Here is a 14,036-nt window from a genome sequence, read left to right as displayed (position 1 = left end):
GGCGATCTTATTTTTTGTTGGCGCAATAATTAGATCATTTTTCCACTGTGCCTGCTTCGTTTTTGTGGGGATTCATCAGACCGTAGGGTCGCCATTCATGGCGACCTTCTCATATCGCTCGTAAATGCTTCATTCATGGCTTTGACCCCGTGCACATTCTCCAATCATAGCTACACTATCAGGCTGATTAAACGGGGGATGAAATGAAATTAGGCTTTGCTTGTAAGTATCTGGATCAACAGGCTAAACAGCCGTATCCCTTCAAAAGCACCACCCGCACGCGCTTTCTTAGCCTTGACGATGATTCACGTATCACACTGCTGAACCAGCTGGCGCAAAACAATCTGCACAATCTCCTTCTCACGCTCGAACAGCTTGCCACTCAGCCGGACGCGCTGCGCATGATGCGCATCGGCAGCGATCTATTGCCGCTGTATACCGTGCCGGAAGCAACGCAGCTATATGGTGAATTATTGTCCGATCTCACACCGTTATTTCGTCGTTGTGGCGAGCTGGCGCGTGCCAATAATCTCCGCCTGTCATTCCATCCCGGCCAATATACGGTGCTGGCCTCCGATAACGATGGCGTGGTCGATCGCGCGATTGAGGATGTGGAATATCACGCCACCTGCGCGGTATTAATGGGTTATGGCCGCCAGTTTCAGGATTTCAAAATCAACATCCATATGAACGGCAAAAAGGGCTATGAGGGATTTCGCGCCGCGTTTCTGCGGCTGAGTCCTGAAGCGCGCAATATGCTAACGGTGGAGAATGATGAAATATCCTGTTCGCTGGACGATGTGTTGCAGGCGCGTGAGCTGTGTCCGGTGGTGCTGGATATTCACCATCATTGGGTGAAAGAGAATCACTATATTCAGGCAGACGATACGCGCATCGCGCTAATCAAAGAATCATGGCGCGGAGTAAGGCCAGTTTTGCACTATTCAATTGCGCAGGAAGGTCTAATTCCCGATCACGGTTTCCCGGATCAGCAGTATTTGGCGGTGTCGAAAAGCAAACTTCGCGCCCATGCCGATTATTACTTTAATCAAAGCTTAAATGATTGGGCGCTGTCGTTTAACGCCTTCGATATTATGTGCGAAGTGAAGATGAAGAATTTAGCGCGCGACCGCCTTTATGATTATGCGATTACGCGCCAGATTATCACGGCGCCGTAATCACAATCGCCACGCGGCGATTTTGTGCGCGGTCCTGCGCGTTGTTATTGCTGGCAATCGGTGCGCTCATGCCTAATCCGCGCGTAATAATATTTTCGCGCGGAATCGCTGCACCTGCTGCCCATTGTGTTGCGACGGCGTTGGCTCTTTTCAATGAGAGTTGCTGGTTGTAATCCGCTTTGCCGTAATTATCGGTATGACCATCAATACGCACATGGTTAATGCCGGTCGACGCCAGATTTTTCGCCATCGACTGAATATTCTCTTTGCTGGCGGGAGTGAGTTGCGCTTCGTTGACGCCGAACAGGATTTTGTCCGACAAGCCTAATCCCCAGCCTTCGGTATTTTGGCTGAATCCAGCATTGCGCATTGCTGCAATCTGCTCGTCACTGAAACGTCCCTTTGTCTGGCAACCGACCAGCGCTAACACGCACACCATCAGGAAAATTTTCATCTTCATATCCGCACCTTACTCATTCCCTTGTTTTTGTACATGTTCATATCTGCGCGTTCCAGAATCGACTCAACGGTATCACCGTGCTGCGACCAGGCGTAACCAATGGTCACCGAGGTAGAAATCGGTGTGCCTTCCGCAATAATGATTTTCTGGCTAATCGATTCGCTAATATCCTGCATCAACAACTGCAGTTGCGCGTCGCTGGCGCGGCTGCTTACCAGCATGGCAAACTCATCCCCGCCTAAACGGGCGACTAAATCCTGCTTATACGCCAATGTCGAAAGTCGTGAACCAATGGCTTTCAGCACCTCATCACCGGCCGCATGGCCCCAATTATCGTTGATGCTTTTAAAGCGATCGCCATCGAGAAACAGCAAAACGAAGCGCTCTTTCGCCAATTGCTGATCGAGCAACTGTGTTAAGCGCGCCACAAAGGCGGCGCGGTTGGCGAGGCCGGTTAAAGGATCTTCCAGCGCTTTAGCCGCCAGCGTGCGGTTATCGCGCATCAGAGAAGCCTGCAGTGTCTGCATCTCGGTCAGCAGCGAGTTGAGGTCATTTGAAAACAGCTGAAACTCGCGCGTCGGACTCTCCGGAATACGTAAGGAAAAATCACCGGAATGGATCACATAGTGAATCGAGCTGGTGATGTTGCGCAGCGAGGCGAGAATGCCGCGATGGAGAAACTCACTCAGCAGGAATGAAATGATTAATACACATAGCATGCCGCTGGTCAGAATCATCAGCGAATAACGAATGAAATCAGCCGCGCCGGTCACCGTACCTTCCAGCGTCAGCGTACCGACATTGGTTTCAGAGTGGATAATATTAACGCTAAACGGTTTGAGATAAATCCACTCACGTAATAAACGCGGATACCAGCCGGTTTGTTCCTGTTGATCATGCCAGTCAACTAAAACGGTTTGATCGTCAGTCACTAATTTCGCCGAATCAAACATACCTTCATTGCCGAGACGCGCGATTTTATTATGCGCGTCGTAGCTGTCTTCAAAAACCGTGGCGGCGGTCAGCGTGGTGCTGAGCGTGGCGGCAATTAATTCGAGGTTTCTTTTCTCGTAGCTTTTAATAAACAGCAGGGAAGTCGATGAGAGCAACAGCCAGCACAGCAGTAAAATAACCGCCGAGTTTATGGTGCTGATCTTGCGCAACTTGTTGCGAATCGATGATTTGTCGTTGATTGAATTTTCTAATTTCATCTTATTTGCTTCCATTGCGGGACAGCAACAGCACGTCCGGACTCACCTTGACGCCGCTCCTGGCAAGCGAATCAAGGTTGACTGAGAACAGCGTGTGATCTGATTTAAAAATCAGGCAGAAAGCCGCCCCGACGGTACATTCCGCATTGTTCTCTGCAAGGGTTAATACCGCTTTACCCTTGAAGCGATTTAATAGTTCTAACTGTTGTTCTGGTGTCTGATCGCCAAAATAGACCGCATCGCACTGTTGCGTCGTTAGTTCGCTCTCGCTGGCAAGATAAACCACGCTGAACGGTACCGCTGAGGGCACTTTATTTTGTGGCAGCGAAAGATGCTGTGCAGAAGAAAATACGCAAAGCTGAGGCGCGCGGGTTAATCCCGGCCAATGGGTAAAACTAATAATGCCGCTGACAATGCGATTAGCTTTATCGTCTTTTATTTCAGCGATTGCTGAGCGAGAAATAAACAGCAGCAGAAAAAGGGCCGTAATGACGATTTTGCAAATGTGGAGCAGGGAAAGCAGCACGTCGGCTTCCCGAAGAATTTGATGTTTACGTAACATACTGCGTTCCCGAAAGTTCTTCGCATTATTCAGCGCGCAAATATTACCATCGCTGCGGTTAAAAAAGTACACATGTCCCCCGTAGGGTCGCCATTCATGGCGACCTTGCATGCATAAATGCACACCCTGAGAAAATCCCAGCGATATTACTACCTGTCGATGCGCGAAATTATTTTATGGATAAACGGCCAAAAAGGGCGCATTTCGCCAAAATGTGATCCAGCACACATTTATCGACCTGATAACAAATGTGCGTGAAAGCGGCTCAAAACGCTGATGATGAGTAAATTAGCGACAAATCTGCATCTACTGGCAGTTTTTTCATTAGCATAGCTTACACATTCGCGCCGCAAACAAACCGCGCGATGAACATGGTTTTCGATTGCGAAACAATTCGACATATTTATCGAGGTGAGGCTTTTTCACATTCTGGCAGGATACGCAACATTCAGTACATCCTGGTCACCGTGTCATGCAGTGGTTTTCAAAAAACGCCGTTTTTTTTGCTGTAAAAACCTGTCTGGCCGCCTTTCTGGCACTCTATTTCGCACTCGAATTGAACCTGGATAAACCGGCCTGGGCGGTGACCACGGTTTTGCTCGCGTCACAGCTCTATTCCGCCTCAACCATTTCCAAATCGGTGTTCCGCTTGCTGGGCACCTTATTAGGTGGCGTGTTCGTTTTCTTTATTTTTCCGCCAACCGTGCAGCATCCGCTGCTGTTCTGTTTCTGCATTTCGCTGTGGGTCAGCGTTTGCCTTTATCTGTCGCTGCACGACCGCACGCCGAAAAGTTACGTGTTTATGCTGGCCGGTTACAGCGCGGCGATCATGGGTTTTCCGGAGGTCACCACGCCGTTGTCGATCACCAGCACGGTGATTTCACGTATCGAAGAGATTACGCTCGGCATCGTCTGCAGCAGCCTGGTGCACGCGCTGCTGTTTCCAGTGTCGATGCGCAGCCTGCTGGAGCAGAGCGTCAGCCACTGGTATCTCAACGCGCGCAAACTGTGCAGCGATCTGCTTTCTGGTATTCCCAGCGACAGTTCGCCCGAGCGTGATGATATTCTGATCCGCATGGCGACCCATCCGCAGCAGGTGGAAGTGCTGATCACCCATTGCGTCTATGAAGGTGATGCCGCGCGGCGACTGATTCGCCTGGTGAGCGTGCAGTATCAACATCTCTCCTATTTGATCCCAACATTAACGGCTATTGAAATGCGCCTGCAGCGGCTTTCTACGCTGCAAATCGCTTTTCCGGAAAACGTGGCACAGACCTTTCAGCTGTTTCTGCAGTGGCTCAACGACGGTGAAGCGGTAGGGGAAACCAGCGGCATTCAACAGACGTTGAGTGATTGCCAGGCTGAAATTAATCTTGCCTGGCAAAAAGGCGAATTGCCCACCGAAAACTGGCTGCTGTTTACCGGATTAATGGAACGGCTGGCGGATTTCGTGCGCATTGCGGGTGCCTATCAAAGCGTCGGCGGATTGGTGAGCGATCTCTCGGGCGACACCACACTGGCGCGCGGCAAACGCACGCACCGCTTTTTCGATAAAGGATTAATCCGGCTGTCGGCATTAACCGCGTTTTGTGCCACCTTTGGTTCCTGCTTGTTGTGGATGGGAACAGGCTGGCGTGATGGCGCATCGGCGCCGGTGATGGCGGCAATCCTCTGCTCATTGCTTGCCAGTCAGGATACGCCGCTGACGTCGATGAAGCTGTTTGTGCGTGGCGTCATTGTGGCGATCATTATCAGCGTGATTTACGTGGCGCTTTTGATCCCGCAAGCCACTTCATTCGAAGCCCTGATGATTTGCCTCGCGCCCGGCCTGATGTTGCTGGCGCTGATGATTGCGCGTCCCTCCACCAACATGATCGGCCTGAGCGTGGCGATTCAGATCCCCGGCTTTATTGGCCTTGGCCACCATTTAAAACCCGATCTGGTGCTGCTGATCAACAACGCGATTGCCACCATGGCGGGCGTAATGTTTGCAGTGATCATCACCGCCATCATGCGCAATAAGCGACCTTCATGGACCGCGCGCCGCGCCGTGCGGCAAGGTCTGCGCGAGCTGCTGCGCTTTATTAAAGAGACGGAACGAAACGGTTCGTCACTGCTGGGACGTCAACGTTTTATCAGCCTGATGCTGGATAAAGTGAACGTGGTGTTGCCGCGTTTACGCCTCGATCCGCATCCCGATATGCGTTCGGCTGGCATGTTGCTTAAGGAAGTGTGGCTGGGCGTTAACAGCTTTGACTATTACGCGCGCCATAAGGAGTTGCTGCAGCAATATCAGCTGGATAGCGGTCAGATGTTTCATGAGCTGGCGCTGTTTCTCAAGCGCCGCCTAAAGTCTCTGCAAACGCCACCGCATGCGGATTTGCAGGAGGAGCTGGATTTGCTGCTGCTGAAGCTGGAACAACTGGCGAAACGCGACGAAAGGGTGCTAACGCCGCTGTTCCATCTGTTCAGTATTCGGCTCTATCTGTTCCCGCAACAAGCGTGGCCAACCGCAACGCCGCGCCGCACTTAGTAGGGTCGCCATTCATGGCGACCACCTATTTAAATCGCGTCCAGTTTCCGCCCGTTGCTTGCGATTACTTGCTTGTACCACCAGAACGATTTTTTGCGGATGCGTTCAAGGCTGCCGTTCCCTTTATCATCACGATCGACATAAACAAATCCGTAGCGCTTACTCATCTCGCCGGTCGATGCCGCCACCAAATCGATGCAGCCCCACGTGGTATAGCCGATCAGCGGAATGCCATCGGCAATCGCTTCGCCCATCGCCTGAATGTGTTCCTTCAGGTAGCTGATGCGGTAATCATCGTGAATCTCGCCGTCGGCGTTGATTTCATCGTGCGCGCCGAGCCCGTTTTCCACCAGAAACAGCGGCTTCTGGTAGCGGTCATACATCATGTTCATGGTGATGCGCAGGCCGAGCGGATCGATGCCCCAGCCCCAATCGCTGCGTTTGACATGCGGATTGGTCAGCGATTTCACCACGTTGGCGGCGCTGCTGTTTTGCTCATTCATCTCTGCCGAGGCGCAGCGTGAGGCGTAATAGCTGAAGGAGACGAAATCGACGGTGTGACGCAGCGTGGCGGCATCTTCCGCTTCCATCGCAATCTCCACGCCTTTCTCGCGGAACACCCGCGCGGCATAGGAAGGATAAGCGCCGCGCGCCTGCACATCGATAAAGAACAGGTTTTCGCGATCCTTCTCCAGCGCCGCCCACACGTCTTCCGGCTTGCACGACCACGGATAGAAGTTGCCGCCCGCCAGCATGCAGCCAACCTGATTTTCCGGGTTAATTTCATGGGCGATTTTAGTCACCAGCGCGCTGGCTACCAGCTCATGATGCGCCGCCTGATACTTCACCTGCTCCGGGTTTTCGCCCGGTTCGAACACCAAACCGGCGCCAGAAAACGGGCTGTGCAGCAGGATATTGATCTCGTTAAAGGTCAGCCAATACTTCACTAAACCGTTAAATTCTTCAAAGCAGGTACGCGCGTAGCGGCTGAAAAATTCGATCATTTTGCGATTGCGCCACGAACCGTATTCGGTCACCAGATTCATTGGTACATCGAAGTGGCACAGCGTCACCAGCGGCGTGATGCCATATTTCTGACACTCTTCAAACAGGCTGCGGTAGAACGCAATGCCTTCCGCGTTGGGCGTCAATTCATCGCCTTGCGGATAAATACGGCTCCAGGCAATCGAGGTGCGGAACACGGTGAAACCCATTTCCGCCATCAGCGCGATATCGTCTTTGTAGCGACGGTAGAAATCGATGGCATCATGGCTTGGATAATATTCATCGCTGCGCAGTGCGAAGCGCTTCTCCTGACCCAGCTTTACCGGCATGCGATGCGCACCGTGCGGGATCATATCCACCGTGGTCAAGCCTTTACCGCCTGCCAGATAGCTCCCCTCTGACTGATTGGCGGCTAACGCGCCGCCCCACAAGAATCCCTCTGGAAATGTCACTTCAGACATAAAAACCTCTTTTACACCTTGGATAAATTAACGTTACCGGGTTTGGCATCATCCGATACCGGCTTTGACTGCGCGGGCTCGGTGACCGGAATATCTTCAAAGCCGAGAATCAACGTAAGAATGAAGGAGAGCACTACCGACAGCAGCATCACGCCGCCGACCCACACGATGCTCATCGGATTGGTGGGATCGAAAAACTGCACGCTGGTGAACAGGCCGGGCGAGGCCATCGAATGGCTGGCGAGTCCGCCAATCCCGGCTACCGCGCCGCAAATAAAGCCACTGATCAGGCTGGCGATCAGCGGGCGTTTCAACCTGACCGCTACGCCGTACAGCGCCGGTTCAGAAATGCCCGCGACAATCGCCGATGCCGCCGCCGCAAACGCGGTTTGACGCAATTCGGGGTTTTTGGTTTTGAATGCGACCGCCAGCGAAGAACCGCCCAGCGACAGATTGGCACCGATTTCCGATGGCATCACCATGCCTTCTTTGCCGGTTTCGGCGATGGTTTGAATGATGGTTGGGGTAAACACGCGATGCATGCCGGTCATCACCAGTAGCGGCCACAGCGCGCCCATAATCGCCACCGATAACCAGCCAAGATAGCCGTGAATGGTGTAAACCAGCGCCGAAATGCCGCTACCAATCCAGATACCGAGCGGTCCGATCAGCACAATAGCGATTGGCGCAGCCACCAGCACAATCAGCATCGGCTTAAGGAAGTTCTTGGTAACCGCCGGCGTGATGCGATCGATCCAGAATTCGATGTGCGACAGAATCCACGTCATCACCAACGCCGGAATCACCGTGTAGGTGTATTTCACCGCCGTCACCGGGATGTAGGCAAATTCCACCGCCTGGCCTTGCGCGGCTTTCGCCATCAAATCAACAAAGTTGGGATGTACCAGCACGCCCGCGATAGCAATCGCCAGCGACATGTTGGTTTTGAATTTCAGCGCGGCTGAGGCGGCTACCATAATCGGCAGGAAGAAGAACGCGCCGTCACCAATCACATTGAGGATGATCAGCGTCGAGGAGCCTTTCTCTAGTACGCCGCTCATCTCCAGCACCATCGCCAGCAGTTTCACCATCGAGCCACCAATGATCGCCGGGATCAGCGGAGACATGGTGCCCACCAGCGCATCCAGAATCCCGGCACCAATGCTGCGCAGGGTGATTTTGCGTTTCACTGGCGCTGAGCCATCGCTGTTCGGTGTGCCGAGCTTCAACACTTCCTGATAGGCGAGGTTCACGTTGTTGCCAATGATCACCTGACACTGCGTATCGGTATGCACCACGCCCATTACACCGGGAATGGCTTTCAGCACGGCGTTATCAATGTGCGCGCTGTCTTTCACCACGAAACGCAGGCGCGTCATGCAATGCGTCACCGATTCGATATTGTTCAGGCCGCCGAGCGCAGCCACGATGGCGCGCGAGACGTCCGCATAATTTTTAGCCATGGATTTTTGATCTCTGATTATTTGGTAGAGGTACAGCGGTTTTCTGCGTGATTTTTAATCATGAGAAACCGGTTTCACAAAATCATGAAGATGTGATGTAAACCAGGCAAGAGATTTAAAATTCAATGATTGAAAGTGTGAAGTTGATCGCTGAGGGTGAAAGGGCACTTATGGCGTGATGGCAGAAAAATTGCCGTACATTTCGTCGCTTAGGTACACTGATGCGATGAGCATGGAAAAAGAGTGAAACATGGCGACCATAATTGAGGTGGCAAAAGTAGCAGGCGTATCAAAAGCAACCGTTTCGCGCGTGTTGTCTGGCAATGGTTATGTCAGTCAGGAAAAACGCGAAAAGGTGTATCAGGCGATTGCTGCCACCGATTTCCGCCCTAACTTGCTGGCGCGCAACCTGGCGACCAAATCCAGCCAGACGATTGGGCTGGTGATCACCAACACCTTGTATACCGGCAGCTACTTCACCGAGTTGATGCAGCACTCCGCGCGCCTGATGGAACAGCAGGGACGTCAGCTGTTGCTGGTGGATGGCAAACACAGCGCCGAAGAGGAGCGCGCGGCCATTCAATTCCTGCTCGATTTGCGTTGCGATGGCGTGATTATCTATCCGCGTTTCCTCACCACCGATGAAATGGACAGCATCATCGCGCAGCACAAACATCCGATTTTGGTAATTAACCGCCGTCTGCGTCAGCACGACAGTTATTGCATTTACTCTGATCAACAACGTAGCAGCAGCGCTGCAGTGGAACAGCTGATTGCGCTGGGCCATCGCGATATCGCCTTTATCACTGGTTCGCTGGATTCGCCGACCGGGCGCGAACGTTTGGCGGGCTACCAGGCAGCGCTGACCAAACATGGCATTCCAATGAATGATGCGCTGGTGGTCGAAGGAAAATGGCAGGCGCAAAACGGCATGACAGCAGTGGAACAGTTGCTAAAGCAGGGCAGAACGTTCACTGCGCTGGTGGCCAGCAACGATGATATGGCGGTAGGTGCGTTAAAAGCGCTGGCGGCAGCGCAGATTGCAGTGCCTGCTCAAGTGGCGGTGATCGGGTTCGACGATATCCCGTTGGCACCGTTCACTATTCCAGCATTATCCAGCGTGAAAATGCCGGTCACCGAGATGATTCAGGAAACCATTGAACGCCTGATTTCCATGCTGGATGGCGGCGAAATGCGCAATGACAAAACCTTTGCCGGTGAATTAATTGTGCGTGAATCTGTCGGGCCGGGACCGCATCACAATCTGTAATGGAAAATTTGAGTTTCTGATTCCATTAATTTAGTCACTGATATTTGATGGGAATCTATTTATTTCTCCATTAATGAGTGGCTTTGTTTTTTTAAAGAGACTCTTATTTTATTCTGCTTTAATCAGAATTAGCCTGATTGATTGTAAAACTGTGTCAGTGTTAATTTGACTTTACTCTTCCAGTCATCTTTCCTGAGGGAATTATGCACGCACGTATAACGCACCTTGATGGTATGCGCGGCCTGGCGATCCTGTTAGTTATCGGTTACCACGCTTACGCGCGATGGCCGGAATTAATGCCTTATGTCGCACAAACACAACATATCCCACTTTTTAGCTTTGGATGGCTCGGCGTAGAACTGTTTTTCATGATCTCGGGATTTGTCATTTTTATGACGCTGGATAAATCCAACAGCTATATCAGTTTCCTGGAAAAGCGCTGGTTGCGCCTGTTTCCCGCGATGTTTATTGCCAGCATGCTGCTGTTTGCGGTAGGCGGTTTCTTTCCTGAATGGTCAGCGATGACGCCTTACTTCAGGAATCTGCTGCCCGGCTTGATATTTACCAACCCGGAAACCCTGACGCAATTAACCGGCATTGAATTTAAATCGATGGCGGGATCGTTCTGGTCGCTGTATGTCGAAGCGGTTTTCTATCTGATTATTGGCGCCGTCTACTTTACCCTGGGCCGGAAATATTGTTTGCCTGCTTTGCTGGTGCCAATGCTGCTGTTATCTGCTTCGTCGATATTAAAATCGCTCGGCCATCCGCTTCTTATCGATATTATTTCTAAGTTTGGTTTTATTCACTATTCCTGGTTTATGGTGGGTTGCCTGGTTTATGAACGTATGCACGGCCGCGATAAACTGTTCCATTATGCGATTGTCGCTGTGGCGATGCTGATTAACTTCAGCTATTTCGTCAAAAATGCCGGCGCGATAACTGTGATTCCATTGCTGATGGTGATGTTGTTCTTTGTCGCCAGTTTCTACTCGAAGCAGATGGAGCGCTGGCTGTCGATACGCTTCCTGACGGCTGTTGGATTTGCCAGTTACGCATTTTATCTGATTCACGAAAACCTGATGATTGCCACGCTGATTAAACTTAACGTCTATATCAAAAGTGAAGTTGTCATGCTGCTGATGCCTATCGTGGTGGCCAGCGTGCTGTACTATATCGCTTTCCTGATCACCAAATATGCCGAACCGGCACTGAGAAATATGCTGAAGGGCAAACGCATCCCCGCGGCACCGCAATCTGGCGCGGGCGCTTAGTACACAACATATCCTTCTCCCCCATCCCTGGCGTGATTATCGCCGGGGATTTTTCTATCACTTCTCACGCTCCACTATCAACACTCTTCATAACCCACCTGCGCTTTAACATATTTTCACACGCTTATGAACCTTCACCATCGCCATCGTGCAAATACAAACTCACCCCTTCGGCTTAGGCGTTGCCCGTGCGGCTAAGCCGGTTTGTAGAGATATGAAAGGTAATGTGAAGAATTGTTATTTCAAGCGCTTTGCGGTGGGTTTTGTGAAGCCTGACACGTTTATTTAACAACAAAGCTGTCAGGATTCACACTAGCAAACAAATATTAACGTAATTTAACAAGGAGGGTTGCGAGTGCTACACATCAATACGGTGGTAAGCGGTTTGGGTCATTGATTTTTAAAAAGTAACCCACCGTACGGTTCATATCCCGTTGGGATGAGTCGTTTTTTAGCTTCACATTGCGCCAACACCATTTTTACCTGCTGAAAAAAATAATTAGAGGTCTTACTGATGTCCACAACGTTGTTGTTAACCATCGCGCTGGCAAGCGTGATTTTGCTGTTACTTCTGGTGATAAAAGCAAAAGTTCATCCCTTTATTGCTCTGCTGGTTTCCAGCTTATTTGTGGCGATAACCACCGAAATTCCTACCGGCGAGATCATGAAGGTGATTCTCGGCGGCATGGGCGGTTTGCTCGGTAACATCGCGCTGATTATTGTTCTGGGCGCGATACTCGGAGCGATTATTGAAGCATCAGGCGGTGCGGATGCGCTGGCCAATCACTTCGCGAAGCTGTGCGGACCACAGCGCATGGTGGCGGCATTGACCACGGTGGCCTTTATCCTTGGCCTACCGGTGTTCTTTGATGTTGGCTTTATCATTGTGGTACCGCTGATTTACGGTTTCACCAAGGTGCTGCGGGTATCAACGCTGAAGTTCGGTTTACCGATGGCCGGCATGATGTTGATGGTCCATGTCACCGTGCCAACCCATCCAGGCCCAGCGGCCGCCGCTGCGCTACTGAATGCGGATTTGGGTTGGTTGATGCTGCTGGGCATTGCGCTTTCAATTCCCGTCGGTGTGGTTGGCTACTTCGCGGCCAAAGCGATTAATCGCAAAAATTACGCGTTGTCAGTTCAGGTGCTGGAGCAGCTGCAATTAACTGAAAGCAGCGAGAAGACGTCATCCAGCGAGGAAAAACAAAATGTGCCGGGCGCGTGGGTGATCTCCGGCTTGATCGTTCTGCCTATTTTCCTGATTACCTTGGGCACGCTGCTCCCGCCATACTTAACCCCAGACAGTTTATTACTGAACATCTTAACCTTGCTCGGCTCGCCAGGTATTGCTTTGCTGGTGACTGTGGCGTTAGCCGCATGGTTGCTGGGTATTCGCCGTGGCTGGACGAAAGACAAACTGGAAAGCTTATCGAATAACGCCATTTCCACTGCGGCTGGCGTCATTTTGGTATCCGGCGCGGGTGGTGCATTTGGCCGCGTGCTGGTTGAATCTGGCGTCGGTAAAGCGCTGGCGGGTTCGCTGCAAACCATTAATCTGCCGCTCATCCCAGCCGCATTTATCCTTTCATTAGCGCTGCGCGCCTCACAAGGTTCCGCCACCGTTGCCATCGTCACCACCTGCGGCTTGTTAAGCACCGCTGCCGCCGGGCTGGGTGACATGCAGCTGGTATTGGTCGCGCTGGCAGCATGCTTCGGTGCGCTGGGCTTGTCGCATGTCAATGATTCCGGCTTTTGGGTGGTCACGCGCTATCTCGGCTTGTCGGTTGCAGATGGCTTGAAAACCTGGACGGTACTGACCACGATCATGGGATTAAGTGGTTTTGCGCTGACCTGGCTGATTTGGACGTTTATTTGATAGTAATGGGCAGGATGGCTCATCCTGCCCATTACGCTTATCTCACCCTTAATAAATAAAAAGACCAGACTCTTGCTCGCTGGTCTTTTTATCTTATAGCTCAATGAATATCAGTTAACCTTTGCGCTTCTGCAATCCGCACCTATTGCAGAATGTCGCCACCGGTGAAATCACATTATTGCAGTTGGGGCAGATGGCATTGGTCTCGCCACCACACTGTCCACAAAAACGATCGTCTTTATTGCAGAGGTATTGGCAATGTAGGCAAGGTATCGTCAGAGATTCATTAGCAGAGGGTGAATATCTGCTGGAATCACTACCCTTGTGATGATGATGTCCATGTCCGCCATGGTACCCACTTGCAATGCCCGCAAAGAGTGATTTGAATAATCCCATTACACATCTTCCCTAATTATTTTTCGCCATATTATTTCTCGGCGAATAAATGGCTGCATTCGCACTCCAGAAACCATTGTTCATCATTTGAAGGCGAGTTACATGATACCCAACGGCGCCACGTTTTTGCGCTTCAATTCTGATTGACTCAAGCACTTCTTCAGATGTTCTTCTTTGGTTGGTAAAGGAGATGTCACCAATATGCTCCCAGTTTCCCCCCTTTGTTTCCTTGTAAGAAATTTCAACCGGAAAATTATCCTGCGCTTGAGAAATTACAGGTAAAATCAATGTGGTAGAAAACATCGCGACAGCAAGCATCATTTTTTTCATATTACACTCTCCATTTA

The 14,036-nt window shown here is 51.2% G+C and carries 12 protein-coding genes; 5 read left to right on the top strand and 7 right to left on the bottom strand.

Annotated features, from left to right (window positions below):
* Positions 1-203 precede the first annotated feature (203 nt).
* Positions 204-1,178, top strand: a complete 975-nt coding sequence (gene uvsE / locus VIJ98_RS22470) for a UV DNA damage repair endonuclease UvsE (protein ID WP_323271544.1) — start codon at positions 204-206, stop codon at positions 1,176-1,178.
* On the opposite strand, the gene VIJ98_RS22465 is transcribed toward uvsE, so the two are convergent.
* Genes VIJ98_RS22465 through VIJ98_RS22455 form a run of 3 tightly spaced genes read right to left on the bottom strand, consistent with a single transcriptional unit; the run spans position 1,165 to position 3,411 of the window.
* The gene (locus VIJ98_RS22465) at positions 1,165-1,638 is read right to left on the bottom strand and encodes an OmpA family protein (protein WP_154182826.1); all 474 of its coding nucleotides are present in this window, start codon (positions 1,636-1,638) and stop codon (positions 1,165-1,167) included. The genes uvsE and VIJ98_RS22465 overlap by 14 nt on opposite strands.
* A complete protein-coding gene (locus tag VIJ98_RS22460; protein ID WP_061719219.1) occupies positions 1,635-2,849 on the bottom strand; it encodes a diguanylate cyclase domain-containing protein in 1,215 nt (404 codons plus the stop codon). Before VIJ98_RS22460 ends, VIJ98_RS22465 begins: the two co-directional genes overlap by 4 nt.
* Before the next feature lies 1 nt (position 2,850).
* Positions 2,851-3,411: a YfiR family protein gene (locus VIJ98_RS22455; protein WP_154191141.1), complete on the bottom strand. Its 561-nt coding sequence runs from the start codon at positions 3,409-3,411 to the stop codon at positions 2,851-2,853.
* 472 nt (positions 3,412-3,883) lie between these two features.
* Between VIJ98_RS22455 and VIJ98_RS22450 the strand changes: the two genes are divergently transcribed.
* Entirely contained in the window at positions 3,884-5,944 is a 2,061-nt protein-coding gene (locus tag VIJ98_RS22450) for an FUSC family protein (RefSeq protein WP_323271543.1), read from the top strand.
* Positions 5,945-5,973: 29 nt separating this feature from the next.
* Here VIJ98_RS22450 and VIJ98_RS22445 read toward each other — a convergent pair whose 3' ends face one another.
* A complete protein-coding gene (locus tag VIJ98_RS22445) occupies positions 5,974-7,410 on the bottom strand; it encodes a 6-phospho-beta-glucosidase (RefSeq protein ID WP_323271542.1) in 1,437 nt (478 codons plus the stop codon).
* An 11-nt stretch (positions 7,411-7,421) separates the two neighbouring features.
* On the bottom strand, positions 7,422-8,873 hold the full coding sequence (gene ascF, locus VIJ98_RS22440; RefSeq protein ID WP_323271541.1) for a PTS cellobiose/arbutin/salicin transporter subunit IIBC: 1,452 nt from the start codon (positions 8,871-8,873) through the stop codon (positions 7,422-7,424).
* A 250-nt stretch (positions 8,874-9,123) separates the two neighbouring features.
* Between ascF and VIJ98_RS22435 the strand changes: the two genes are divergently transcribed.
* The 3 genes from VIJ98_RS22435 (at position 9,124) to VIJ98_RS22425 (ending at position 13,293) form a co-directional block, all read left to right on the top strand.
* The gene (locus VIJ98_RS22435; RefSeq protein ID WP_323271540.1) at positions 9,124-10,143 is read left to right on the top strand and encodes a LacI family DNA-binding transcriptional regulator; all 1,020 of its coding nucleotides are present in this window, start codon (positions 9,124-9,126) and stop codon (positions 10,141-10,143) included.
* Between the two features lie 203 nt (positions 10,144-10,346).
* Positions 10,347-11,417, top strand: a complete 1,071-nt coding sequence (locus VIJ98_RS22430; protein WP_323271539.1) for an acyltransferase — start codon at positions 10,347-10,349, stop codon at positions 11,415-11,417.
* A gap of 514 nt (positions 11,418-11,931) precedes the next feature.
* Positions 11,932-13,293, top strand: coding sequence for a GntP family transporter (locus VIJ98_RS22425; protein WP_323271538.1), 1,362 nt, complete (start codon positions 11,932-11,934; stop codon positions 13,291-13,293).
* 114 nt (positions 13,294-13,407) lie between these two features.
* On the opposite strand, the gene VIJ98_RS22420 is transcribed toward VIJ98_RS22425, so the two are convergent.
* Both VIJ98_RS22420 and VIJ98_RS22415 read right to left on the bottom strand, forming a co-directional pair.
* Positions 13,408-13,689, bottom strand: coding sequence for a double zinc ribbon domain-containing protein (locus VIJ98_RS22420; RefSeq protein ID WP_407330314.1), 282 nt, complete (start codon positions 13,687-13,689; stop codon positions 13,408-13,410).
* A gap of 12 nt (positions 13,690-13,701) precedes the next feature.
* Positions 13,702-14,019, bottom strand: a complete 318-nt coding sequence (locus VIJ98_RS22415; protein WP_154157034.1) for a DUF1471 domain-containing protein — start codon at positions 14,017-14,019, stop codon at positions 13,702-13,704.
* Positions 14,020-14,036 lie beyond the last annotated feature (17 nt).

It is taken from the genome of Pantoea sp. S18 (assembly GCF_045689705.1).
GTDB classification, from domain to species: Bacteria; Pseudomonadota; Gammaproteobacteria; order Enterobacterales; family Enterobacteriaceae; genus Pantoea; species Pantoea symbiotica.
This window is presented reverse-complemented; position numbering and strand designations above follow the sequence as displayed.